General features: G+C 71.1%; 20 protein-coding genes and 2 pseudogenes. 13 read left to right on the top strand and 9 right to left on the bottom strand.

The window, feature by feature from the left end; genetic code table 11:
• Positions 1 to 4: 4 nt before the first annotated feature.
• Positions 5 to 1,936, top strand: a pseudogene (locus LPA41_RS19125) (acetoacetate--CoA ligase); the annotation flags it as partial.
• Positions 1,937 to 2,009: 73 nt separating this feature from the next.
• Here LPA41_RS19125 and LPA41_RS19120 read toward each other — a convergent pair.
• Positions 2,010 to 2,738 carry a TIGR03089 family protein gene (locus tag LPA41_RS19120; protein WP_229071996.1) on the bottom strand — a complete coding sequence of 243 codons (729 nt, stop codon included), beginning with the start codon at positions 2,736 to 2,738 and terminating at the stop codon, positions 2,010 to 2,012.
• 177 nt (positions 2,739 to 2,915) lie between these two features.
• On the opposite strand from LPA41_RS19120, the gene LPA41_RS19115 reads away from it, so the two are divergent.
• Entirely contained in the window at positions 2,916 to 4,061 is a 1,146-nt protein-coding gene (locus LPA41_RS19115) for a glycosyltransferase family 1 protein (protein ID WP_229071995.1), read from the top strand.
• Positions 4,062 to 4,083: 22 nt separating this feature from the next.
• On the top strand, positions 4,084 to 5,202 hold the full coding sequence (locus LPA41_RS19110; RefSeq protein WP_255689938.1) for a sugar phosphate nucleotidyltransferase: 1,119 nt from the start codon (positions 4,084 to 4,086) through the stop codon (positions 5,200 to 5,202).
• A gap of 42 nt (positions 5,203 to 5,244) precedes the next feature.
• Here LPA41_RS19110 and LPA41_RS19105 read toward each other — a convergent pair whose 3' ends face one another.
• The 3 genes from LPA41_RS19105 to cofD are packed head-to-tail and all read right to left on the bottom strand — an operon-like array spanning position 5,245 to position 7,717.
• The gene (locus tag LPA41_RS19105) at positions 5,245 to 5,802 is read right to left on the bottom strand and encodes an NUDIX hydrolase (RefSeq protein ID WP_229071994.1); all 558 of its coding nucleotides are present in this window, start codon (positions 5,800 to 5,802) and stop codon (positions 5,245 to 5,247) included.
• Positions 5,799 to 6,770 (bottom strand): coenzyme F420-0:L-glutamate ligase, encoded by a 972-nt coding sequence (locus LPA41_RS19100; RefSeq protein WP_229071993.1) that lies wholly within the window; start codon positions 6,768 to 6,770, stop codon positions 5,799 to 5,801. The genes LPA41_RS19105 and LPA41_RS19100 overlap by 4 nt, the downstream gene beginning before the upstream one ends.
• Positions 6,767 to 7,717 (bottom strand): 2-phospho-L-lactate transferase, encoded by a 951-nt coding sequence (gene cofD, locus LPA41_RS19095; protein WP_229071992.1) that lies wholly within the window; start codon positions 7,715 to 7,717, stop codon positions 6,767 to 6,769. Before cofD ends, LPA41_RS19100 begins: the two co-directional genes overlap by 4 nt.
• Positions 7,718 to 7,807: 90 nt before the next feature.
• Here cofD and LPA41_RS19090 point away from each other — a divergent pair, with 90 nt between their 5' ends.
• The 3 genes and pseudogenes from LPA41_RS19090 to LPA41_RS19080 all read left to right on the top strand — a co-directional run bounded on the left by LPA41_RS19090 (position 7,808) and on the right by LPA41_RS19080 (position 10,428).
• The gene (locus tag LPA41_RS19090; protein ID WP_229071991.1) at positions 7,808 to 8,494 is read left to right on the top strand and encodes a hypothetical protein; all 687 of its coding nucleotides are present in this window, start codon (positions 7,808 to 7,810) and stop codon (positions 8,492 to 8,494) included.
• Positions 8,495 to 8,588: 94 nt separating this feature from the next.
• Positions 8,589 to 9,824, top strand: a pseudogene (gene cofG, locus LPA41_RS19085) (7,8-didemethyl-8-hydroxy-5-deazariboflavin synthase CofG); the annotation flags it as partial.
• A 346-nt stretch (positions 9,825 to 10,170) separates the two neighbouring features.
• Positions 10,171 to 10,428 (top strand): WhiB family transcriptional regulator, encoded by a 258-nt coding sequence (locus LPA41_RS19080; protein ID WP_014440974.1) that lies wholly within the window; start codon positions 10,171 to 10,173, stop codon positions 10,426 to 10,428.
• On the opposite strand, the gene LPA41_RS19075 is transcribed toward LPA41_RS19080, so the two are convergent.
• Entirely contained in the window at positions 10,425 to 10,901 is a 477-nt protein-coding gene (locus LPA41_RS19075) for a metallopeptidase family protein (RefSeq protein ID WP_374238180.1), read from the bottom strand. The genes LPA41_RS19080 and LPA41_RS19075 overlap by 4 nt on opposite strands.
• Positions 10,902 to 11,087: 186 nt before the next feature.
• Here LPA41_RS19075 and LPA41_RS19070 point away from each other — a divergent pair, with 186 nt between their 5' ends.
• Positions 11,088 to 11,450 carry a DUF3499 domain-containing protein gene (locus LPA41_RS19070; protein WP_229071990.1) on the top strand — a complete coding sequence of 121 codons (363 nt, stop codon included), beginning with the start codon at positions 11,088 to 11,090 and terminating at the stop codon, positions 11,448 to 11,450.
• Between the two features lie 245 nt (positions 11,451 to 11,695).
• Here the strand turns inward: LPA41_RS19070 and LPA41_RS19065 are convergent, their stop codons facing one another.
• From LPA41_RS19065 to LPA41_RS19050, 4 genes are all read right to left on the bottom strand, one after another.
• A complete protein-coding gene (locus LPA41_RS19065) occupies positions 11,696 to 12,580 on the bottom strand; it encodes a polysaccharide deacetylase family protein (protein ID WP_229071989.1) in 885 nt (294 codons plus the stop codon).
• A 258-nt stretch (positions 12,581 to 12,838) separates the two neighbouring features.
• Positions 12,839 to 13,213, bottom strand: a complete 375-nt coding sequence (locus tag LPA41_RS19060) for a DUF779 domain-containing protein (RefSeq protein WP_229071988.1) — start codon at positions 13,211 to 13,213, stop codon at positions 12,839 to 12,841.
• A 3-nt stretch (positions 13,214 to 13,216) separates the two neighbouring features.
• Entirely contained in the window at positions 13,217 to 14,740 is a 1,524-nt protein-coding gene (locus LPA41_RS19055; RefSeq protein WP_229071987.1) for an aldehyde dehydrogenase family protein, read from the bottom strand.
• 13 nt (positions 14,741 to 14,753) lie between these two features.
• A complete protein-coding gene (locus LPA41_RS19050) occupies positions 14,754 to 16,010 on the bottom strand; it encodes a GAF domain-containing protein (protein ID WP_229072123.1) in 1,257 nt (418 codons plus the stop codon).
• A 155-nt stretch (positions 16,011 to 16,165) separates the two neighbouring features.
• On the opposite strand from LPA41_RS19050, the gene LPA41_RS19045 reads away from it, so the two are divergent.
• The 6 genes from LPA41_RS19045 (at position 16,166) to ahcY (ending at position 23,044) form a co-directional block, all read left to right on the top strand.
• Positions 16,166 to 17,545 (top strand): phosphomannomutase/phosphoglucomutase, encoded by a 1,380-nt coding sequence (locus LPA41_RS19045; RefSeq protein ID WP_229071986.1) that lies wholly within the window; start codon positions 16,166 to 16,168, stop codon positions 17,543 to 17,545.
• A 44-nt stretch (positions 17,546 to 17,589) separates the two neighbouring features.
• A complete protein-coding gene (locus LPA41_RS19040) occupies positions 17,590 to 17,781 on the top strand; it encodes a Trm112 family protein (RefSeq protein ID WP_229071985.1) in 192 nt (63 codons plus the stop codon).
• 11 nt (positions 17,782 to 17,792) lie between these two features.
• A complete protein-coding gene (locus tag LPA41_RS19035) occupies positions 17,793 to 19,004 on the top strand; it encodes an SIS domain-containing protein (protein WP_229072122.1) in 1,212 nt (403 codons plus the stop codon).
• Positions 19,001 to 19,942, top strand: coding sequence for a cation diffusion facilitator family transporter (locus tag LPA41_RS19030; protein ID WP_229071984.1), 942 nt, complete (start codon positions 19,001 to 19,003; stop codon positions 19,940 to 19,942). The genes LPA41_RS19035 and LPA41_RS19030 overlap by 4 nt, the downstream gene beginning before the upstream one ends.
• 17 nt (positions 19,943 to 19,959) lie before the next feature.
• On the top strand, positions 19,960 to 21,141 hold the full coding sequence (gene manA / locus LPA41_RS19025) for a mannose-6-phosphate isomerase, class I (protein ID WP_229071983.1): 1,182 nt from the start codon (positions 19,960 to 19,962) through the stop codon (positions 21,139 to 21,141).
• A 433-nt stretch (positions 21,142 to 21,574) separates the two neighbouring features.
• Entirely contained in the window at positions 21,575 to 23,044 is a 1,470-nt protein-coding gene (ahcY, locus tag LPA41_RS19020) for an adenosylhomocysteinase (RefSeq protein ID WP_229071982.1), read from the top strand.
• Positions 23,045 to 23,089: the final 45 nt, after the last annotated feature.

Here is a 23,089-nt window from a genome sequence, read left to right as displayed (position 1 = left end):
GCCGATGACGGTGACGACGGACACAGTGTTGTGGGAGCCGCCCGCGGACGTCCGGGAGACGTCCCGCATCGGCCGCTATCTGGCCTGGCTGGAGAGCGAGCGCGGCCTGGTCTTCGCCGATTACGCCGCGCTGTGGGAGTGGTCGGTCACCGACCTGTCCGGGTTCTGGCAGTCGATCTGGGACCACTTCGGGGTGGTCGCCCACGATCAGCCGTCGGCGGTGCTCGGTGACGCCACGATGCCGGGGGCGACGTGGTTCCCGGGCGCGACGCTGAACTACGCGGAGAACGTGCTGCGGATGCCGGGCCGGGGTGACGACGACACGGTCGTTCTCGCGTACTCGCAGAGCCGTGAGCCGGTCCTGCTGACCGCCCGGCAGCTGCGCGATCAGGTCCGCCGGGTCCGTGCCGGGCTGAAGGCCCGCGGTGTCGGCAGGGGTGACCGGGTCGCGGCCTATGCGCCGAACATCCCGGAGACCTACGTCCTGCTGCTCGCGACGGCCAGTCTCGGGGCGATCTTCTCGTCGTGCGCGCCGGAGTTCGGCGCCCGCAGCGTGATCGACAGGTGGAGTCAGATCGAGCCGAAGGTGCTGGTGGCGACGGACGGCTACCGCTACGGCGACAAGGCGATCAGCAGAGAGGCCGAGATCTCGGAGATCGCGGCGGCGATCCCGTCGATCGAGCACGTGATCACCGTCGGGTACCTCGACGGCGCCGCCGGCAACTGGGGCGACCTGACCGGCGACGAGGGGATGGCTTTCGAGCCGGTCCCGTTCGATCATCCGCTCTACGTGCTCTACAGCTCCGGCACCACCGGCCTGCCGAAACCGATCGTGCACGGTCACGGCGGCATCCTGCTGGAACACCTGAAGGCTCTCGCTCTGCACCACGACCTGGGCCCGGAGGATCGCTTCCTCTGGTTCACCACGACCGGCTGGATGATGTGGAACTTCCTGGTCAGCGCTCCCGCGGTCGGGTCGTCGATCGTGCTGTTCGACGGCAATCCGGGCTGGCCGGACCTGGCGGCGCTGTGGGACCTGGTGGACACCGCCGGGATCACGTACTTCGGCACGTCGGCGCCGTTCCTGATGGCCTGCCGCAAGGCGGGGCTGACTCCGCGCAAACGGCTCAAGGGTGTCGGTTCGACGGGTGCGCCGCTGCCGCCGGAGGGTTTCGCCTGGGTCTACGAGGCGGTCGGCCCGGACCTGCAGCTGCTCTCGCTCTCCGGGGGCACCGACGTGTGCACCGGCTTCGTGGGCGGCGCGCCCCTGCTGCCGGTCCGCGCGGGTGTGATCGCGGGCCGGATGCTGGGTGCCCGGGTGGAGGCCTTCGACCCCACCGGCCGGCCGGTCATCGGCGAGCTGGGCGAGTTGGTGATCACCGCGCCGATGCCGAGCATGCCTGTCGGTTTCTGGGGTGACACCGACGGTTCCCGGTACCGGGAGGCCTATTTCGACGTGTTCCCGGGAGTCTGGCGGCACGGCGACTGGATCACGATCGGTGCGGACGGCAGCTGCGTCATCACCGGCCGGTCGGATGCCACGCTGAACCGGGGCGGGGTACGCCTGGGAACAGCCGAGTTCTACTCGGTGGTGGAGAGCCTGCCCGAGGTCGTCGACTCCCTGGTCGTGCACCTGGACCGGGCCGGCGACCCGAACGGTGAGCTGCTGCTCTTCGTGGTGCTCGCCGAAGGCGCCGAACTCGACGACGACCTGCGCGGGCGGATCGCGCGGGAGCTGCGTGCGGCGCTTTCGCCGCGGCACGTCCCGGACGCCGCCTATCAGGTACGGGCATTGCCGCGCACCCTGTCCGGCAAGAAGCTGGAGGTGCCGGTGAAGCGGATACTCACCGGCACTCCGGTGGAGTCGGCCGCGGCCAAGGGAGCCCTGTCCAATCCGGACTCCCTGACCGCTTTCGCGGAGCTGGCCGCGGCACGAGAGGCGCCGGCCGCGGCACGAGAGGCGCCGGCCGCGGCACGAGAGGCGCCGGCCACGGCAGGAGAGGCGCCCGCTACGGCACGAGAGTCACGCTGACCTTCTCCGCGGTGCTGCGCGAATCCACCTTGGCCGGGTCCAGGTTGGCGCAGAGCACCACGCTGGCGCCGGCCACCAGGGGCGCCAGCAGCCAGTCGGCCGGGTCCGGGTGCAGCGCGGTGTCGATCAGCACCCGGTCGCCGGCGGCGATGCCGAGCTCGCCGGCCCGGGCCTGCGCCGCCTCGATCGCTTCGGCGTGGCTCAGCTCGTACGACCCGGCCAGCGCCAGGTCGGCGGCGGCAACGGGCGCACCCCGGAAGTGGTCGCCGTAGTTGCGGACCTCGGCGACGTAGTCGGTGTACCCGTCGGGCACGGTGCGCAGCGGCATCGCGAGCGGGAGGAGACCGGTGGCGTAGCGGTCGAGGGTGGACCAGGTGGCCGCCCGCTCGACCAGCTCGGGCGTGGTGAAGATCGCCTCGACGGGCTGCGGTTCGGGGCCCAGGTCGGCCGCGAGACCGGCCTCGGCGACGCCCAGCAGCAGCGCGGCGGTCTGCCAGTGCGGCGGAAGCAACAGTGCCACGGTGTCGCCGTGACCCAGGCCGACGCCGTCGACAAGCAGGTTCGCGGTCTTGGCCACCCAGTTCTCCAGGGTGGCGCCGGAAAGTTCGGTGCGGTCACCGGTCGCGTCGTCGTACCAGGTCAGCAGGGGAGCGGCCGGGTCACGCCGGACTGCGTCCGCGAACGCCTGCGGGATCGTGTTCGTCACCGCCCTCACGATAGATGGATCACTGTCCGTGACGGCGGTGGAACGTCCTTGATGTCGCGGTGTCGCGGACACTTGCTCGAAGCGTTCCGGGCGTACCCTCGACAGTGACGTTGCCGACCACGATGTCGACAGCTGTACCGCAGCATCGGTCCGTCAGAGATGCCAAGGAGATGCCTCGTGACCCCCGGTCGCCCCCCGCGAGTGCTGGTCGACGCCACTAGTGTTCCCGCTGACAGAGGTGGTGTCGGCAGATACGTCGACGGATTGCTCGGCGCCCTCGGGCAGCTCAGCGCCGATCGCCTGGACCTGGCCGTGGTGGCCCAGCGAGCCGATGCGGAGCGTTACCGCCGCATGCTCCCGACCGCCGAGATCATTCCCGGGCCCGCCGCGATCGTGCACCGCCCGGCCCGGCTGGCCTGGGAGCAGACCGGTCTGCCGCTGCTCGCCCAGCAGGTCGGCGCCGAGGTGCTGCACTCGCCGTTCTACACGTGCCCGCTGCGCACCGGCTGCCCGGTCACCGTCACGGTGCACGACGCGACGTTCTTCACCGAGCCGGAGCACTACGACAACACCAAGCGGACGTTCTTCCGCAGCGCGATCAAGACGTCGCTGCGCCGGGCGGCCCGGGTGATCGTGCCCAGCAAGGCCACCCGCGACGAGCTGATCCGCCTGCTCGACGCCGACCCCACCCGGATCGACGTGGCCTATCACGGCGTCGACCAGGCCGCCTTCCACCGGCCGACCGAGGAGGAGAAGGCCCGGGTCCGTGCCCGTCTCGGTCTCGGCGACTCCGGTTACGTGGCGTTCCTCGGGGCCAAGGAGCCCCGCAAGAACGTGCCGAACCTGATCCGTGGCTGGGCCCGCGCGGTGGCCGACTGGCCGCACCCGCCGGCCCTGGTGATCGCCGGCGGCCAGGGGCACGACGACGACATCGACCGGGCGGTCGCCGACGTGCCCTCGCACCTGCGGCTGCTGCGCCCGGGCTACCTGAAGTACACCGACCTGCCCGGCTTCCTCGGTGGGGCGCTCGTCGCCTGCTACCCGTCCTTCGGCGAGGGCTTCGGCCTGCCGATCCTGGAGGCGATGGCGTGCGGCGCCCCGGTGCTGACCACGCCGCGGTTGTCGCTCCCGGAAGTCGGTGGTGACGCCGTCGCCTACACCACGGAGGCACCCGACCGGATCGCCGAGGACCTGGCCGACCTGCTGCACGACCAGGAGCGCCGGGAGACCTTGGCCAAGGCGGGCTTCGACCGGGCGAAGGAGTTCACCTGGCTGTCCAGCGCGGAGGTTCACGTGGCGACATGGAATCGGGTTGTGGCCTGATCACCCACTAAGCTTTCCGCACATGATTGACGAACAGGCTGTGCTCTACGGCGTGGTTCTGGCAGGGGGCACGGGAACCCGTCTGTGGCCACTGTCCCGCGCCGGTCATCCCAAGTTCCTCCACCCGTTGACCGGCACCTCGGCCTCTCTGTTGCAGGCCACGGTGGACCGGCTGGACACTCTGACGTCCCCCGAACGGATGTTTGTGGTGACCGGTGTGGCACATGCCGCGGCGGTCTCCCGGCAGCTCGCCTCGGTGCCCGAGGAGAACGTCCTGGTGGAGCCGTCGCCGCGTGACTCGTGCGCGGCGATCGCCCTGGCCGCCGCGGTCATCGCCCGGCGCGACCCGGAAGCGATCATGGGTTCGTTCGCCTCCGACCACCTGGTGTCGGACAAGACCGAGTTCGTCTCGGTGATCCGCAGTGCGATGGCCGGCGCGCAGCAGGGCCTGCTGATGACCCTGGGGATCACGCCGACCCGCCCGGAGACCGGTTACGGCTACCTCCAGTGCGGTGGTCCGGCCGCCGACGGCCCGCTCCTGCGCGTCGAGGAGTTCAAGGAGAAGCCGTCGTACGAGGTGGCCGAGAGCTACGTGAAGTCCGGCAACTACCTGTGGAACGCCGGCATGTTCGTGTGGCGCGTCGACGTCTTCCTCAACGAGCTGGCCCGGCAGCAGCCGCAGCTCGCCTCCGGGGTGAGCCGGATCGCCCAGGCCTGGGACTCGGCGGCCCGCGAGGAGGTCCTCGGTGAGGTCTGGCCGACCCTGCCGCGGATCTCGGTGGACTACGCGGTGATGGAGGGCGCGGCCGCCGCCGGCCGGGTCGGCACCGTCCCGGGTGACTTCGGCTGGAACGACGTCGGCGACTTCCACACCCTCGGTGAGGTGCTGACCGCCGACCCGGCCGGCAACGTGATCGTCGGCAACGAGGGTCAGGCGGAGCGGCCCACCGTGCTGCTGCGTGACACCGAGAGTCTGGTCGTGCTCCCGCAGTCGGGCCGGCTGGTGGCCGCCATGGGCGTCCGCGATCTGATCATCGTGGACACGCCGGACGCGGTGCTGGTCTGCCCCCGCGAGCGCGCGCAGGAGGTCAAGCACCTGGTGGACGAGCTGAAGGAGCTCGGCCACCACGGTTACATCTGAGGTCCGCGCCCGGTCGTCGACGGTGAACCGGCCCGCCGGGCCTCAGAGGCGGGCGAGCGCCGGAGCGATCTGGCGCACCGTTCCCGAGGCCAGCGGGCTCGGCAGCGTCTCCGGCGTGAACCAGCCCAGCTCGGCCGACTCCTCGCTGACCCGCTCGATCGCGCCGGCCGGGCTGCGCACCAGGAACCGCACGTCGAAGTGGACCGACGGCTCGGCGGGCGCGCCGTCGGCGCTGCCGCAGCGGACCTCGTGGATGTCGATGTCGATCGGTTCCGGGTCGACGACCAGCCCGGCGATCCCGGACTCCTCGGTGGCTTCGCGCAGCGCGGCGCCGGCCAGGGTGGTGTCGCCGGGCTCGCAGTGCCCGCCGAGCTGCATCCACATGCCGAGCCGGCCGTGCAGGCAGAGCAGCACCCGGCCGGCGTCGTCGACGACGAGCGCGCTGGCGGTGACGTGGCCGGCGCGGTGTGCGCGGGTCGTCGCGTCCGGGCCGTCGGCGAGCAGGTTCAGGGTGCGCTTGCGGGCCAGCTCGGCGTCCTCCGAGGTGGCGGTCCAGCCGGTCAGGACCCGGACGGTGTCCTCGTACAGCGGGCTGCTCATGCGGGGCCTCCGACGGTGATGGTGACGCCCTCGTCGTCGGCGTCGGCGGTGCTGGTCAGGCCGGTGGCGGCGAGCACCGCCCGTACTCGATGGGCTTCGGCGCCCAGCCGGATCAGATCGGCCGGGGCCGGGCCGGCGGGGGTGAGGCGCAGCGTGCCGGTGTTCGCCGCGTCGAGCGCGAGCACCCGGCGGACCGCCGCCTCGTCGTCCGGCGTGGTGGCGAGCAGGGCGGCGTCGCGCAGGCCCGCGGCGCGCGCCTCGGCGGTGCCCAGGCTGAACATGTCGCCGGCGGTGTCGCGCACCAGTTCGCGCGCGCCGGAGCCGGCACCGGTCCGGGGCAGGCCGCGGACCACCGCCACCGGCACCCGGTCACTCTTGCCCTTGACCAGTTCGGCCGCCGCCGCCAGCTCGTCGATCACGGCCATCTGGGTGAGGGTGAGCTCGTTGCCGTACGGGTCGATCTCGCCCCGATGATCGCGGAACGCCTCGATGCCGGCCGCGCCGAGCGCCACGTCGGTGAGCCCGTTGCGCCAGGCCCGGCCCATCGTGTCGGAGACGACGATCGCCACGTCCAGCCCTCGTTTCCGCAGGTCGTCGCGGATTTTGCGGGCCGAGGCGTCCGGGTCGGCGGGCAGCAGCACCAGGTGCGTCTTGTCGACGTTCGAGGCGTCGATGCCGGCTGCGGCCATCACGAAACCGTGGTGGGTCTGCACGATCGTGGTGGGGCCGCGGCGGGCCACCACGCGGGCGGTCTCGGAGGCGAGCACCCGCTGCCGGGCCTCTTCCCGCTCCGGGCCGTCCGCGGGCACTTCGACCAGGCGGCCCTCCGCCTTCGAGACGATCTTGCTGGTCACCACGAGCACGTCGTCGTCGGCCAGCCAGGGCGCGGCCTTCGTGATCAGCTCGGCGAGGTCGTCACCGGCGGTGACATCGCCGATGCCGGTGATCGGGATGATCTCCAGGCTCATCGGGCCAGCTCCAGCGCATCGGCGACCATCCGGGCGGTGGTGGCCGGGTCCTTCATCCACAGCGGTACGGCCTTCGTGCGCACGCCCGGGACCTGCGCCTGCGCGTCCGACGTGTCGACCAGCCAGCCGTCCAGCAGGCCGCCCTCGGCGCGGGGCCCGTACATCCGGCCGACGCCGCCGGCGCTCACCTCGACCTCGAGCGTGGCCAGGCACTTGTCGGCCATCCCGCGCACCGGCGACCCGCCGATGATCGGCGACACCCCGACGACCGGTGCCGGGCCGTTGGCCACGGCGTCCTTGAGCGCGGGTACGGCCAGAATCGGCGCGATACTGACCACCGGGTTGCTCGGCGCGACCAGGACCACGTCGGCCTGACCGATCGCGTCCAGCACGCCCGCGCCCGGCTTGGCCGTGTCGGCGCCGCGGAAGACGAAGTTGTGGGTCGGCACGTTGCCCCGGTGACGCACCCACCACTCCTGGAAGTGGATCGCCTTGCGCTCGCCGTCGACGTCCACGACCACGTGGGTCTCCAGGCGGTCGTCGGTGGCCGGCAGCAGCGTGATGCCGGGCTGCCAGCGCTCGCAGAGGGCGGCGGTGACCGCGGAGAGCGGGTATCCGGCGCTCAGCATGGTGGTGCGCACCAGGTGGGTGGCGGTGTCGGCGTCGCCGAGCCCGAACCAGGACGGCTCCACGCCGTACTTCGCGAGCTCCTCCTTGACGACCCAGGTCTCGCCGACCCGGCCCCAGCCACGCTCCGGGTCGGCCGCGCCGCCCAGCGTGTACATGACGCTGTCCAGGTCGGGACAGATCTGCAGGCCGTGCATGCGTACGTCGTCGCCGACGTTTACCACCGCGGTGACGTCGGCGCCGATGGCACGGGCGTGCTCACGCACGCCGAGGAGGAACCGGGCGCCGCCGATACCCCCGGTGAGGACCACGATCCGCATTCGTACATCCTTGCGCACTCGCGTCGGCCGGGCGGGGCGCGGGTGTCGGTTTACGCTGGGCCGACTTGTCAGCAAGCACCGGGAGCAACTGTGAGCACACCACCGCCACCCATCGGGCAGTTCCTGCGGCCGTTGCGTGACCTGGCCGCGTACGCGCTGGCCGGAGTGCCTGCGGTGCTCCTGCTGGTGGCCGTGCTCGACCTGTTCGGCGCGGATTTCCTCGGCCGCACCCAGTACAGCTTCGGCAGCTTCGTGAACCTCGCCACGATCTTCTTCCCGATTGCCGCCGTGGTGCTCGCGCTCGGTGTCGGGCCGGTCCATCCGAAGGCCCGCCTGATCACCCAGGTGGCCCTCGCGGAGTACGCGGTGGCCGCCTTCTTCGGCCTGATCTTCGGCGTGCTGTTCGGGGTCAGCAACATCGCCTCCACCTCGCCCGGCTCGGCCTTCCTGGAGCTGCTGGTCCGTGCCGCGTGGCTGGGCCCGTTCGCGCTGGCCGGATTCGCGGTGTGGCAGATCTGGCGCGGCGTCTTCCCACCGGCGCCGAAGCCGCAGCCGGGCGTCTACGGCGCCTACCAGCCGATGCCGCCGTACGGGCAGCAGCCGCCGGTGTACGGGCAACCGCCTCAGCAGTACGGGCAGCAGCCGCCGCCCCCGCCCGGGTACTACCCGCCGCCGGCCCCGTTCGTCGACCCGACCCAGGTCATCCCCGGTCCCGGTGGGGTGCCCGCCGACCGTCCCGGCTTCGGCCCGGCCGCGCAGGACCCGCCGCGGCAGTGACCGGGCGGGGTGTCCCACGACACTGCGATGCCCGTTGACCACGGCGGCGGCCGGGCGGAATCCGGCCTAGGCTGCTGTCGTGGTGAAGGTCAACGTGGAACTCGTACCGTCTCCGGCTCTTCCTCCGGTTCCGTCCGGGGGCCCGTCCCGGGCCGCTGTCCGGAGGGCTCTGGACCGGGCCGCCGCAGGCGCGGAGATCGGCGTGGACGAGGCGACCGCGCTGCTCGCGACCACCGGGGACGACTTCGACGAGCTGCTGGCCGTGGCCGGGTCGATCCGGGACGCGGGTCTGCTCGAGGCGGGGCGGCCGGGCGTGGTCACGTACTCCCGCAAGGTCTTCATCCCGCTGACCCGGCTCTGTCAGGACCGGTGTCACTACTGCACCTTCGCCACCGTGCCGCACCGCCTGCCCGCCGCCTACCTGGAGATGGACGAGGTCCTCCAGATCGCCCGGGAGGGTGCGGCGCAGGGTTGCAAGGAGGCGCTGTTCACGCTCGGCGACCGGCCGGAGAACCGCTGGCCGGCGGCGCGGCAGTGGCTGGACGAGCGCGGTTACGGCTCCACCATCGATTACGTGCGCGCCTGCGCGGCCGCGGTGCTCGAGCAGACCGGCCTGCTGCCGCACCTCAACCCCGGCGTGCTGACCCCGGACGAGCTGCGGCTGCTCAAGCCGGTCGCGCCGAGCATGGGCATGATGCTGGAGACCACCGCCACCCGGCTCTGGTCGGAGCGGGGCGGCCCGCACTTCGGCTCGCCGGACAAGGAACCCGCGGTCCGGCTGCGGGCGCTCGACGACGCGGGCCGGGCCGGTGTCCCGTTCACCACGGGCATCCTGATCGGCATCGGCGAGAACGTCACCGAGCGGGTGGAGTCGTTGTTCGCGATCCGGCGGACCGCCCGGGAGCACGGGCACATCCAGGAGGTCATCATCCAGAACTTCCGCGCCAAGCCGGACACGGCGATGCGCGGCATGCCCGACGCCGAGCTCCGGGAGCTGGCCGCCACGGTGGCCGTGGCCCGGATCGTGATGGGCCCGCGTGCCCGGATCCAGGCGCCGCCGAACCTGATCGACGACGAGTTCTCGTTGCTGCTGCGCGCCGGCATCGACGACTGGGGCGGCGTGTCCCCGGTGACCCCCGATCACGTGAACCCGGAGCGGCCCTGGCCACAGATCGACATCCTCGCCGAGATGTCCGAGAAATCGGGCTTCGAGCTGCGGGAGCGGCTCACGGTCTACCCGGAGTACGTCCGTCGCGCCGGCGAGGGCTGGCTCGACCCCGCCATGATCGCTCCGGTGGCCGCGCTGGCCTCGTCGGACGGCCTCGCCCGTCGCTGATTTCCGGCTCCACATGATCCATTCAGCGGACCCGGTCCGGGGGACCCCCTGCCACTAGGTCACAAAACGGGTTAAATTGGACGTGAGTGCCCGCGCCCGCGTTACCTCCCGGTGGCTCCGGGAGATAGGGCAGGAACGGGACCGTCAAGCGTCCTCGACGCTGACGGAAACGGGCCTATTTAGCAGGTTCGGCTTGACGACGCACGTCTTACACGCGTGTAATTTTGGTGGGGTTGTGGGGACGTTGTGGGACTTTTCCCAACGAACCCACAGAAACACGCCGCGTGCGTGGGGGGTCAGCGTCGGCTTCGTAGCCGGCGCGGAAAATGGAGGCACGCCGATGGAAGCGCAGGTTGAAGGGTTCGACCTGCTCGGGGACGCCCCCGAGTGGCAGGAGCGAGCCCTGTGTTCGCAGACCGACCCGGAAGCCTTCTTTCCGGAGAAGGGCGGCTCGACGCGCGAGGCCAAGCGCATCTGCGGTCGCTGCGACGTGAAGGCCGATTGTCTGGAGTACGCACTGGGGCACGACGAACGGTTCGGCATCTGGGGTGGACTGTCCGAACGTGAACGTCGCAAGTTGAAGCGGCGGGTGGCCTAGGCCAACTCGTCGGGATCCACCCCGAGAAGGTTGGCTACCTGCTCGATGATCACATCGTGGACGAGGTCGGCGAGGTCTTCCCGATCCATCGCCCGGAACTCCAGCGGGCGGCGGTAGAGCACGATCCGTGGCGGCAGCTCGTGCCGGCCCGGGCGCCCGGGAAGCAGACGGGCCAGAGGCACCTCGCCGTCCTCGAGCACATCGGAGTCGTAGACGTTCAGGTCCGGCGGCACGTCCTCGACCGCGAACTCGACGCCGGCCAGCTCCTTGGCGTAACGCCGCTCCAAGCCCTCCACCGTGTCCAGCACCAGGTCGTCGAAGATCTCCGCCTTGGTGCGGGCCAGCGGGACGGTCGCCGGCACCAGACGGCCGCGCAGGCCACGCCCGTGCCGGTCACGCCGCGCGGGATGACCCGGGCCGGTGCTGCGCGTCGCCTTCGGGTCCGTCCGGCGGCGTTCAGGGCTGGTGGTCACGCGGCCAGCGTATCCCTACCCGGGCTGCATACGTGGTCAGGCCGTACTCGTCGTGTGTCCCAGCGGGTAATTCGCCCCAACGAGGCGGCGTGTCGAGGTTCCATGGCCGAATCGTGATGCATCGCAGGTCGGCGTGTCGCGAGGCAACGCTCCCCAGATCGGCCGATGGAGCGATAACGTGCCGCCGTGAGGTCACCACGGCGCTGCTCCCGGAACGGCTGTCCCCGACAGGCGGTCGCCACCCTGACCTACGTCTACAGCGATTCGACGGCCGTGGTGGGCCCCCTCGCCGCCTTCGCCGAGCCGCACACGTACGACCTGTGCGAGCCGCACGCCCGCAGCCTCACCGCCCCGCGAGGCTGGGAGCTGGTCCGCCACGACGGCGACTTCGCCCCACCGCCCCCCACCACGGACGACCTCGTGGCCCTGGCCGAGGCCGTCCGCGAGGCTGCCCGCCCGGCACCGCTGCGCCCCGACGAGACCGACCAGGCGCCGGGCCACCAGACCGGGCGCCGCGGTCATCTGCGCGTGATCCCGCCCTCGCACTGACCCGCCGCGCCCCTGCCCCCGCCCGCGGCCACCGGCCCCGAATCGCCGAGAGTCGGCCGAAGGCGACCCAGGTGGCCCGCGGCCGGTATTGCCGGAGCGGGCGGTGTTGGCCCGGCGGCAGTCCTGGAGTAATGGAACCAGCAGCCGAGATGTTGATCTGCTGGCGCTACGAAATCGCTGTGATCATGGACCTGAAACCGCGATTTCGCACCGCCAGCAGATCAACACCCCCACACGAACGCCCCCTACAGGGCGATCAGCTCGAAGTGGTGCTTCAGCCAGGGGAGCAGCACCTGGTAGGCGGCGATCGTGTCGGGCTGGGCGTAGTCGTGCGACAGGATCACGGCGCCGGGCCGGGTGTGCTTCTTGACGATTCGGATGATCTTCTTGCGGTGGTCGTGGTGCGACTCGCCCTTGGGGTGCTCCCAGTCGCGCGGGTCGACCTGCCAGTAGAGCGACTTCATGCCGAGCTTGCCGGAGACCTTCACGAGGCGGGGGGTGAAGTTGCCGCCCGGGGCGCGCATGACGGGGATCTTCGCGTCGGGCACGGCGGCACGGATGGCGGCGTTGGTCCGCTCCAGGTCGGCCTTGATCTTGGCGGGTGGTTTCTTGCCGAGCTTGAGGTCGTGGTTCCAGGAGTGGTTGCAGAGCGTGTGACCGGCCTTGACGATGTCGCGGATCAGCTGCGGATGCCGTTTCGCGTTGGTGCCGACGACGCAGAAGGTCGCCTTGACCTTCGCCTTGGCGAGCATCTCGAGCAGCTGCGGGGTGTATGTCGGGTCGGGACCGTCGTCGAAGGTCAGCGCGACGCCCGTGCTGCCGGTGGTGGTGATGCTGTGTGCCGGCCCGTTGACGCGGACGTGCCGTTTGTCGGCGCCGGCCCGCTCGGTGCGCGACCCGGGCGGCGTGGCCGTGTCAGCGGACTCCGGCAACGCCGAGGGCGACGACGATCGGTCCGAGGGCGACGACGACCGGTCCGCGGGCGACGACGGCGGGTCCGAGGGCGTTGACGGCGGGGACGAGGACTGCGGAACGGGTACGGCTGCCTGCGCGACGACCGGAGGCGCCGGTGTGGGGGCCGGCCGGGCCGTCGTCTGAGCGGCCGCAGCCTGCCCGAGAAGGGCGGTCATGATCAGCAGAGTGCTGATCGTGAGTGCCTTTCTGGTGTGCGACAGCCGCATCGAGAATCCTCCCCAGGTTCGTCGGAACTGACGACGATGCCTCGGAAGTTCGCCGGCCGCCAGTCCTCGTGCGCATGCTTCGACCCGAAACGGGTACGCGCGAAGGTTTGCCGGCGTATCATTGCGCACCCCCGCAAGTGGCGCGCATGAGGGTAAATGGCCGGAAGGGCCACGTTGCTCTCGGCCCTTCCGGTGGACACGTGCGACTTACCGGGGGAGTTGGGCCAGTTCCTCCTCGGTGAGCAGGCGTGACCGGATGAGGAAACGCACGCCTTCGGGGGCTTCCAGCGAGAAGCCGGCGCCGCGTCCGGGGACGACGTCCACCGTCAGATGCGTGTGCCGCCAGAGTTCGAACTGGCTGCCCGACATCCAGAACGTGATCGCCTCCGGTACCCCCTCGATCACCAGAGACTCCAGCAGCACGTCGGAGTTGCCGGTCCGGAACTCGCCCGCCGGGAAACACATCGGTGAGCTGCCGTCGCAGCAGCCACCGGACTGGTGGAACATCAGTGGACCGTGCTGCTCCCGCAGTTGCCGCAGGAGGGCGGCAGCCGCGGGAGTGACGTCTACCCGGGTGGCCATGGTCTAGAAGAGACCCATGGCCTTGGGGGAGTAACTGACCAGCAGGTTCTTCGTCTGCTGGTAGTGGTCGAGCATCATCCGGTGGTTCTCGCGGCCGATGCCGGACTGCTTGTAGCCACCGAACGCGGCGTGCGCCGGGTAGAGGTGGAAGCAGTTGGTCCACACCCGGCCCGCCTGGATCGCGCGGCCGGCCCGGTACGCCTGGTTGACGTCCCGCGTCCAGACGCCGGCGCCGAGGCCGTACAACGAGTCGTTGGCGATCTTGATCGCGTCGTCGAAGTCGGCGAACGGCGTCACCGAGACCACCGGGCCGAAGATCTCCTCCTGGAAGATCCGCATCGAGTTGCGGCCCTCGAAGATCGTCGGCTGGACGTAGTAGCCGCCGGCCAGGTCGCCGGGCATCTCGGCGCGGGCGCCGCCGGCCAGCACGCGGGCGCCTTCCTGCCGGCCGATGTCCAGGTACGACAGGATCTTCTCCAGCTGGTCGTTGGACGCCTGGGCGCCGACCTGGGTGTCGGTGTCCAGCGGGTTGCCCTGGCGCAGGTTCGCCACCCGTTTCACGCCGGCCGCGAGGAAGTCGGTGTAGTGGCTCTGCTGGATCAGGGCGCGGGACGGGCAGGTGCAGACCTCGCCCTGGTTGAGCGCGAACATCGCGAAGCCTTCGAGCGCCTTGTCGAGAAACTCGTCGTCGGCCCGGCTGACGTCGTCGAAGAAGATGTTCGGGCTCTTGCCGCCGAGCTCCAGCGTGACCGGGATCAGGTTCTCCGAGGCGTACTGCATGATCAGTCGCCCGGTGGTGGTCTCGCCGGTGAAGGCGACCTTGGCGACCCGGTTCGAGCTCGCCAGGGGCTTGCCGGCCTCCACGCCGAAGCCGTTGACGATGTTCACCACACCGGCCGGGATCAGGTCGCCGATCAGCGAGAACAGGTAGTGGATCGAGGCCGGGGTCTGCTCGGCCGGCTTGAGCACCACCGCGTTGCCGGCGGCCAGGGCGGGCGCCAGCTTCCAGACCGCCATCAGGATCGGGAAGTTCCACGGGATGATCTGGCCGACCACGCCGAGGGGCTCGTGGAAGTGGTACGCCACGGTGTCCTCGTCCAGCTCGCCGGCGGTGCCCTCCTGCGCCCGGATCGCCCCGGCGAAGTAGCGGAAGTGGTCGATGGCGAGGGGGAGGTCGGCGGCCAGGGTCTCGCGTACCGGCTTGCCGTTCTCCCACGCCTCGGCGACCGCCAGCTTCTCGAGGTTCTGTTCCATCCGGTCGGCGATCTTGTTGAGGATGATCGCCCGTTCGGCGGGGGAGGTGCGGCCCCACGCGCCGGCGGCGCCGTGTGCGGCGTCCAAGGCCCGTTCGACGTCCTCGGCGGTGCCGCGGGCGATCTCGGTGAACGGGCGGCCGGTGACCGGGCTGGGGTTCTCGAAGTACTGGCCCTTGACCGGCGGGACGTACTCGCCGCCGATGTAGTGGTCGTAGCGGGACTGATAGCTGACGATCGAGCCCTCGGAGCCGGGCGGGGAGTAGACGGTCATGCCCGGACGCTAGTTACGGCCAGGTTGCACGAACGTTGCACGCGTACTCGTGGGTCAGCTCGGCGACGCGGCGGGCGGCGATCGGGTCGGTCGGTGCCAGGGCGGCCCGGGCCTCCCAGAGCTCGAGATCGTCGGCGCCCTGCGGGCTGTTCAGCCAGTCCCGGAGCAGGCGCCGGTCGCCGGCGGCCAGGACGGCGGCACGCAGCCGGTCCTCGAGCGTCCGCCGCAGCCGGACGATGCCCGGCGCGTCCGAGCCGGGGAGCAGCGGACCGGGGTACGCGGCAAGCGCCTCGGCCACCCGCCCCCGATCGAGCAGCTGGTGGACCGTGCCCAGGTCGGTCTCCACCTCGGCGCGCAGCCGGTAGGGGCGGGAGTGCAGCAGCTCCGGGCCGAGCAGCGGGCGCAGCCGGGACAACTCGGCGCGCACGGTCACCGGGTTGACGTCCTCGCCGTAGAGGTCGACGGCGAGCTGGTCACCGCTGCGACCACCGGGGTACGTGGTGAGCAGCACCAGCAGCTCGGAGTGCCGCCGGGTGAGGCGCAGCCGCCGGTCGCCGACCGCGAGCAGGGCCTCGTCCCGGCCGAGCGCGGTGACCGCCGGCCGGTCACGGACCGGCCGGGCGGACCCGAGACACGCCTCGGCCGCCAGTGCCGTGGCCCGGACCAGGGCGAGGCTGTGCGGGTTGGCGAGATGGTCGCCACCGGTGACGTCGATGGCACCGAGCAGCCGGCCGGTGCCGGGGTCGTGGATCGGAGCCGCCGCGCACGTCCAGCGCTGTGCGGTCCGGCTGAAATGCTCGGTCGCGAAGATCTGGACGGCGTGGTCGACGGCGAGCGCGGTGCCGGGCGCGTTGGTGCCGGCGTGCGCCTCGTCCCAGCGGGCGCCGGGCACGAAGTTCATCGAGGCGGCGCCGCGCAGGGTGGCCGCGTGCCCCTCGACCCAGAGCATCCGGCCGTGCGCGTCGCAGACCGCGAGGATGTGGTCGCCGTCGTCGGCCAGCCCGCCCAGCAGGTCGCGGAAGATCGGCAGGACCCGGGACAGTGGGTGCGCGGACCGGTAGGCGTCCAGATCGTCGTCGGCCAGGTCGATCGGGGCGGTGCTGTCGGCGTCGATCCAGGCCGCCGAGCGCACCCAGGAGTCGGCGACAACGCTGCGCATCCGCTCCGGACGGGGGTCACCGGCCAGGAACCGCTCGTGGGCGTGGCCGACCTGACGGATCCGCTCCGCCGGGTCGTCTCCGGGAGTCAGGGCCAGCCACGGGTTCACCAGCAGCACCTCCAGACCCGTCCATCGTGACGCGGGTCACGCCCGGATACAACGGTGGCTGCCGACCTTGTCGGTGCGGCCGGGCAGTTGCCGCCTTTCTGCCCTGATCGCTCCGATACCCTCAGGCCAAAGGGGACTGGCGCTTGAGGAGCTTTGTGGTGACGGATCTGACGCAGATCATCAAGGCGTACGACGTACGCGGCATCGTCCCGGACCAGCTCAACGAGCCGGTGGCCCGGGCGCTGGGCACGGCGTTCGTCGAGATGCTGCGGGAGTCCGGCGCCGAGCCGGACCAGATCGTGATCGCCCACGACATGCGTGAGTCCGGCCCGGCGCTGGCCGCCGCGTTCGCCCGCGGAGTCAACGCCGCCGGCGCCGGCGTGATCAACATCGGACTGGCCTCGACCGACCAGCTCTACTACGCCTCCGGTTCGATGAACCTGCCGGGCGCGATGTTCACCGCCAGTCACAACCCGGCGCAGTACAACGGGATCAAGCTGTGCCGCTCCGGTGCCCGCCCGGTCGGCCAGGACAGCGGCCTCGTGATCGTGCGCCAGCGGGCCCAGCAGCTGCTCGCCGACCTGAACGCGGAGGCCGAGGGCCCGGCCCGGATCGAGCAGCGCGACTCGCTCAAGGACTACGCCGCCCACCTGCGTTCGCTCGTCGACCTCTCCGGGATCCGCCCGCTCAAGGTGATCGTGGACGCCGGCAACGGCATGGGCGGTTACACCGTGCCCGCGGTGCTCGGCGACCAGGTGCTGCCGGCCCTGCCGCTGGAGATCGTGCCGCTCTACTTCGAGCTGGACGGCTCGTTCCCCAACCACGAGGCCAACCCGCTGGACCCGAAGAACCTGGTCGACCTGCAGGCCGCGGTCCGGGAGCAGGGCGCCGACATCGGCCTCGCCTTCGACGGTGACGCGGACCGCTGCTTCGTCGTGGACGAGAAGGGCGACCCGGTCTCCCCGTCGGCGATCACCGCGCTGGTCGCGGCCCGCGAGCTGGCGAAGTTCCCGGGCAGCACGATCATCCACAACCTGATCACCTCGGCCGCGGTTCCGGAGATCATCACCGAGCACGGCGGCAAGCCGGTGCGCAGCCGGGTCGGCCACTCCTTCATCAAGGCGGAGATGGCGGCCAGCAACGCGGTCTTCGGCGGCGAGCACTCGGCGCACTACTACTTCCGGGACTTCTGGTTCGCCGACACCGGCATGCTGGCCGCGATGCACGTGCTCGCCGCGTTCGGCGGGCAGGACCTGCCGCTCAGCGAGTTCGCCGCGGAGTACGAGCGGTACGCCGCCTCCGGTGAGATCAATTCCACCGTGGCCGACGCCAACGCCAAGATCGCCGAAGTGCGCGCCGCGTTCCCGGACGCCGAGGTGGACGACCTCGACGGCCTGACCTTCCAGGTCGGCGGGGGTGCCTGGTTCAACCTGCGCGCCTCGAACACCGAGCCGCTGCTGCGCCTGAACGTGGAGGCCCCCGACGCGGATCGGATGGCCGCCCTCCGTGACGAGGTGCTGGCCATCGTTCGTGGATAGGATCGCTGCGACCACACGTCTTCGGTGTCAGAAGGAGTAGATCGGTGGCGCTCGATCAGCAGTTGCTGGAGATCCTGGCCTGCCCGGACACGCATCACGCCCCGCTCGACTACGACGCCGGTGCGCAGACCCTGACCTGCACGGAGTGTGGCTTGATCTTCGAGGTGCGGGACGACATCCCGATCCTGCTGCTGGACGAGGCTCGCAAACCCAGCGTCGACACGGAGGCCTCCTGATGGTGAACCCGATGGACGGCACCGCCGGGGTCAACGGCCACCGGGTCGCCGACGAGTCGCTGCTGGACGACGAGAAGTCGATGCTGGCGAACGACCCGGGCGGCATGCTGCGGGCCACCGCCTCGGCCGGCGCGCAGGTCCGTGAGTCCGCGGCGCTCGCCGCCGAGGTGGACCTGAGCATGCTCGCCGACGAGGGCCGCCCCCGCGCGGTCGTGGTCGCCGGCATCGGCACCGCCGGCCTCACCGGCAACATCCTCGCCACGGTCGCCGGTCCGCGTTGCCCGGTGCCGATCATCGGGCACCGCAGCGCGGGCGTGCCGGGCTGGGTCGGCGCGGCGGACGTGGTGATCGCGGTCTCCGCCTCGGGGCGCAGCCCGGAGGCGCTAGCCGCCGCCGAGGCGGCCTCCCGCCGCGGCGCCCGCCTGGTCGCCATCGGCAACCCCGGCTCCGAGCTGGAGGCGATGGCCGAGCGGGCCCGCGCGCCGTTCATCGGCGTGCCCCGCCGGGCGCCGGCCCGCGCCACGCTCTGGGGCCTCACCGTCCCGGTGCTGCTGGCCGGCCGGGCGCTGGGCCTGGTCAAGGTCACCGAGGCGGACATCGCCGAGACCGCGACCCGGCTGGACAACGACGCCGAACGCTGCCGCCCGGCCGCCGACTCGTTCGTCAACCCGGCCAAGGCGCTCGCCCTCGGCCTGGCCGGCTCGGTGCCGATCGTCTGGGGTTCCTCGCCGCTGGCGACCGTCGCGGCCCGGCGCTTCGGCGACACCCTCGCCGCCAACGCGCGCTACCCGGTGATGGCCGGTGCGCTCGGCGAGGCCGGCCGGGGCCGGGTGGGTCTGCTCGACGGTGTCTTCGGCGGTCTGGCCGAGGGGTCGCGCGACATCTTCGCCGACCCCGAGGAGGCCGAGGAGAACGTGACCCGGATGCGTCTCGTGGTGCTCCGCGACGGCGGGCTCAACCCGGAGGACGACGCCGACGAGCCGGTCGCCGTCGAGGAGCGGCGGGCCGACGCGATCCAGACGCTCGCCGACCGGCGCGGGGTGCGGTGCGACGTGCTGACCGCGGAGGGCGGTTCGGCGCTGGAACGGCTAGCCTCGCTCGTGGCGGTGCCCGACTTCGCCTCGCTCTACCTGGCTCTCGCGCACGGGCTGGACCCGATGGCGGTGCCGGCGATCAGTGAGATGAAGGAGCTGTCCAACGTCATCACGGACGGGCTTCAGTGAGCGCTGAGGGCGGCACCAAGGCGATTCTGGCGGCGCTGTCGGCCAACCTGGGGATCGCCATCACCAAGTTCGGCGCCTACCTGCTGACCAGCTCCTCCTCGATGCTGGCCGAGTCGATCCACTCGGTTGCCGACTCCGGCAACCAGCTGCTGCTGCTCATCGGCGGCAAGCGGGCGCGGCGGGCCGCCACCCCGGAACACCCGTTCGGGTACGGGCGGGAGCGTTACATCTACGCGTTCATCGTGTCGATCGTGCTGTTCAGCCTGGGTGGCCTGTTCGCGCTCTACGAGGCGTACCACAAGTGGCAGGACCCGCACGGCATCGACAAGTGGCACTGGGTGCCGGTCGCCGTCCTGCTGGTCGCGATAAGTCTCGAGGGTTACTCGTTCCGCACCGCGATCAAGGAGTCCAACCACACCCGGGGTGGGACGTCGTGGGTCGACTTCGTGCGCCGGGCCAAGGCGCCGGAGCTGCCGGTGGTGCTGCTGGAGGACTTCGGCGCCCTGATCGGCCTGGTGTTCGCCCTGTTCGGTGTCGGCCTGACACTCGCCACCGGTGACGGCCGGTGGGACGCCGCCGGCACCGCCGCGATCGGTCTGCTGCTGGTCGGCATCGCGATCGTCCTGGCGATCGAGACGAAGAGCCTGCTGCTCGGCGAGGGCGCGAACCCGGAGGCCGTCCGGCAGATCGAGCGCGCGGTGCTCGCCGGCGAGGGCGTCGAGCGGATCATCCACATGAAGACGCTGCACCTCGGCCCCGAGGAGCTGCTGGTCGCCGTGAAGATCGCGGTGCCGCGCAGCGAGACCGCCGCGGAAGTGGCCCGGCACATCGACGAGACCGAGGCCCGCATCCGGGAGGCGGTCCCGATCGCCCGCGTCATCTACATCGAGCCGGACATCGACCGGGCTTCGGCAGCCACCCCCGCAACCGCCGGTTAGCTGCTAATTTGCCGGGTATGACCGTCTACCCGCTTCACGGAGCGATCCGGGCCTACGCCTGGGGCTCCCGGACCGCGATCGCCGAGCTGCAGGGCCGTCCCGCCCCCGAGGGCCCCGAGGCGGAGCTGTGGCTCGGCGCGCATCCCGGTGACCCGTCGACCGTCCCCGGCCCGGACGGTCCGGTGAAGCTCACCGAACTCATCGCCGGCGACCCCGTCGGTCAGCTCGGTGTCCCGGTCGTGGAACGCTTCGGCGAACGCCTGCCGTACCTCATGAAGGTCCTCGCCGCGGGCGCCCCGCTCTCGCTGCAGGCGCACCCGGACGCCGCCTACGCGAAGGCCGCGTTCGCCCGGCAGGAACTGGACCCCGGCGCGCCGAAGAACTACACCGACCCGCACCACAAGCCCGAGATGCTGGTGGCGCTCACGCCGTTCGAGGCGCTCTGCGGCTTCCGCTCGCCCGACGTCTCGGCGGAGGTGCTCGGCGAGCTCGGCCTGCCGCAACTGGACCCGGTGATCGCCACGCTGCGCACCGGCGACCTGGCCGAGGCGGTCCGGCTGCTGCTCACCTGGCCCGAGTCCGGCCGCGAGGACCTGATCAAGCAGGTGGCCGCGGCCGCCCGCCAGATCCCCGACGACCACCCGAACACGGCGTCCTACGTGCTCGCCGTCGACCTCGCCGGCTACTATCCCGGCGACCCGGGTGTCCTCGTCGCGCTCCTGCTCAACCTGGTCTGGCTGCAACCCGGCCAGGCGATCTGGATGCCGGCCGGCAACCTGCACGCCTACCTCGGCGGCCTCGGCGTCGAACTGATGGCCTCCAGCGACAACGTCCTGCGCGGCGGCCTCACCCCGAAACGGGTCGACGTCGACGAGTTGCTCCGCGTCCTGCGCTTCGAGGTTCTCGAAGATCCGCTCCTGCACCCCGTCGAGATCGGCCCCGGCGTCACGTCGTGGAAGGTGCCGGTGCCCGACTTCGAGCTCTACCGGATCACCCTCACCGAGGACCGACCGCCGGCCCAGCTGCCCGGTCGCGGCCCCCGGGTGATCCTCGGCGCCTCCGGTGACGTGCACGTCGGCGAAGGGCACGGCGTCCCGGTCGAGGTTCGTCCGGGCGAGGCCGCCTACGCACCGGCCAGCGCGGGGCCGCTCACCGCGGCCGGCGTGGGGGTCTTCTTCGTGGCTTCGGTCCCGGTCTGATCGCGCGCTGCCGCTCACCTCACTTGTCAGCAGCGGCTTTAGTCCGGAATTTGTCGAAATAGCTTGACATGATGGTTGCGGAGTGTGAATCTAAAAGCACGCAGCGTCATTGGTGATCGGGGGGTCCCACGGACGCGCGCGGTACCAAACCGGGGGGATGAACGGGGCGGCGAGCTTAGCTCGTCGCCCCGTTCGCTGTCCCGGCCCGGGTGCGCCCGCTCGTCCGGGTGCGCCCGTCCTCCCGCCGGACCGGCTCGCCGTGCGTTGCCGGCCGCGCGCCCCGGCCACTCCTTCTGCCGGTTGTCACGGCACGCTCCGCCCGTACTCGCCGAAAAGCGAAAGTCTCTCGCCCCAGCCGGGGCAGATCGGGGTTTATCGTGGCAAATCGGCGTAGAGTCAACGACCGACCTCGACACCCGATCCGGGAGAGTGCATGAGCACGCGCGAGAACCGTCCGACGACGCTGGCCGACGGCGACTTCAAGGTCGCGGACCTCGGGCTCGCCGCATTCGGGCGCAAGGAGATCGAGCTCGCCGAGCACGAGATGCCGGGGCTGATGGCGTTGCGGGCCGAGTTCGGGCCGAGCCAGCCGCTGCGGGGCGCGCGGGTCACCGGTTCGCTGCACATGACGATTCAGACGGCCGTGCTGATCGAGACGCTGACCGCGCTCGGTGCGCAGGTGCGGTGGGCGTCCTGCAACATCTTCTCGACGCAGGACCACGCGGCGGCGGCGATGGTGGTGGGCCGCGACGGGACGCCGGAGAATCCGCAGGGCGTGCCGGTGTACGCGTGGAAGGGCGAGACGCTCGAGGAGTACTGGTGGTGCACCGAGCAGGTGCTGCTCTGGCCGGACGGCGAGTCGCCCAACATGATCCTCGACGACGGCGGTGACGCGACGCTGCTGGTGCACAAGGGCGCCGAGTTCGAGAAGGCCGGCGTGGTGCCGCCGGCGGAGAGCGCCGCCTCCGAGGAGTACGCGGTGATCCTGCGCCTGCTCAAGCGGAGCCTGAGTGAGGACGACCGGCGCTGGACCCGGGTGGCGGCCGGGATCAGGGGGGTCACCGAGGAGACCACCACGGGCGTGCACCGGCTCTACGAGATGCAGCAGGCCGGCACCCTGCTGTTCCCGGCGATCAACGTGAACGACTCGGTGACGAAGTCGAAGTTCGACAACAAGTACGGTTGCCGGCACTCCCTGATCGACGGCATCAACCGGGCCACCGACGTGCTGATCGGCGGCAAGGTCGCGGTCGTCTTCGGGTACGGCGACGTGGGCAAGGGCTGCGCCGAGTCGTTGCGCGGACAGGGCGCCCGGGTGATCGTCACCGAGGTGGACCCGATCTGTGCGCTGCAGGCGGCGATGGACGGCTACCAGGTGGCGACGATCGACGACGTGGTCGGTTACGCGGACATCTTCGTCACGGCGACCGGTTGCTTCGACGTGATCACCCACGAGCACATGGCCCGGATGAAGCACCAGGCCATCGTCGGCAACATCGGTCACTTCGACAACGAGATCGACATGGCCGGGCTCGCCCGCCGCACGGACGTCACCCGTGTGACGATCAAGCCGCAGGTCGACGAGTGGCGCTTCGACGACGGGCACTCGATCATCGTGCTCTCCGAGGGCCGGCTGCTGAACCTCGGCAACGCGACCGGGCATCCGTCGTTCGTGATGAGCAACAGCTTCTCGAACCAGACGATCGCCCAGATCGAGCTTTTCACCAAGACCGAGGAGTACCCCGTCGGGGTGTATGTGCTGCCCAAGATCCTTGATGAGAAGGTGGCCCGGTTGCACCTGGACGCGCTCGGCGTGAAGCTGACCGAGCTGACCAAGGAGCAGGCGGCCTACCTCGGCATCGCGGTCGAGGGCCCCTACAAGCCGGGGCATTACCGCTACTAGACAGCTGCCAAGACGTGCCGGAGCCCTCGCTCGCCCGCCGAGCGA

The organism is Actinoplanes sp. DH11 (assembly GCF_020873875.1).
GTDB lineage: Bacteria > Actinomycetota > Actinomycetes > Mycobacteriales > Micromonosporaceae > Actinoplanes.
The sequence above is the reverse complement of the archived record's forward strand: the minus strand, read 5'-3'. Positions and strand labels throughout refer to the sequence as shown.